A 991-nucleotide genomic window follows, 5' to 3' on the forward strand; every position below is an offset into this window, starting at 1 on the left:
ACCGTGGCCGAGGCCGAGGCGATGGCCGCGGCGGCGCGGGAGGCGGCGGCGCGCGGCGTGCGCAGCATGGTCGCCTTCAACTACCGCCGCGTGCCCGCGATCGCGCTGGCCCGGCGGTTCGTCGAGGAGGGCAGGCTCGGCGAGATCCGGCACGTGCGGGCGCAGTATCTGCAGGACTGGATCGTCGACCCGCAGTTCCCCCTGGTCTGGCGGCTGCAGAAGGACAAGGCGGGATCGGGCGCCCTCGGCGACATCGGCGCCCACATCATCGACACCGCGCAGTTCATCGTCGGCCGGTCGCTTACCGGGGTGAGCGCGCTCACCGAGACCTTCATCAAGGAGCGCCCGCTCGCCGAGGAGTCGGCCGGCCTGGCCGCCGAAGGCGGCAGTGAAATGGGCGAGGTGACGGTGGACGACGCGGCGCTGTTCATCGGCCGCTTCGAGGGCGGGGCACTGGGCTCCTTCGAGGCCACCCGCTTCGCCACCGGGCGCAAGAACGCGCTGCGCATCGAGGTCAACGGCTCGTCGGGCAGCCTGGCCTTCGACTTCGAGGCGATGAACGAGCTGTGGTTCTACCAGGCCGACGAGGGGGATGCCGGTTTCCGGCGGATCCTCGTCACCGAGCCGGACCACCCGTACGCCGGGGCGTGGTGGCCGCCGGGCCATGGCCTCGGTTACGAGCACACCTTCGTCCACGAGACGAAGGACTTCCTGGAGGCGATCGCCGACGGCACCGACCCCACGCCGTCCTTCGAGGACGGGCTGCGGGTGCAGCGGGTGCTCGCCGCGGTCGAGGAGAGCGCCGCCGCCGGGTCGGGCTGGATCTCGGTGTGATTGTCCACAAGGTTGTGAGAGCGGGAGTGAGATGACGCGACCGATCACGTTGTTCACGGGGCAGTGGGCGGACCTGCCGTTCGAGGAGGTCTGCCGGCTGGCCTCGGAATGGGGCTACGACGGCCTGGAGATCGCCTGCTGGGGCGACCACTTCGAG

At 70.8% G+C, this 991-nt stretch carries 1 protein-coding gene and 1 pseudogene; both read left to right on the plus strand.

Going from position 1 to position 991, the window contains the following annotated elements; genetic code table 11:
• Positions 1-834 (plus strand): Gfo/Idh/MocA family protein (locus FLV34_RS39380; protein WP_147945597.1); only part of this gene is annotated, 834 nt, incomplete at its 5' end.
• A gap of 31 nt (positions 835-865) precedes the next feature.
• Positions 866-991 (plus strand): annotated as a pseudogene (locus FLV34_RS43160) (sugar phosphate isomerase/epimerase); the annotation flags it as partial.

The sequence above is a fragment of the Microbispora sp. CSR-4 genome (assembly GCF_008033685.1).
GTDB lineage: Bacteria > Actinomycetota > Actinomycetes > Streptosporangiales > Streptosporangiaceae > Microbispora.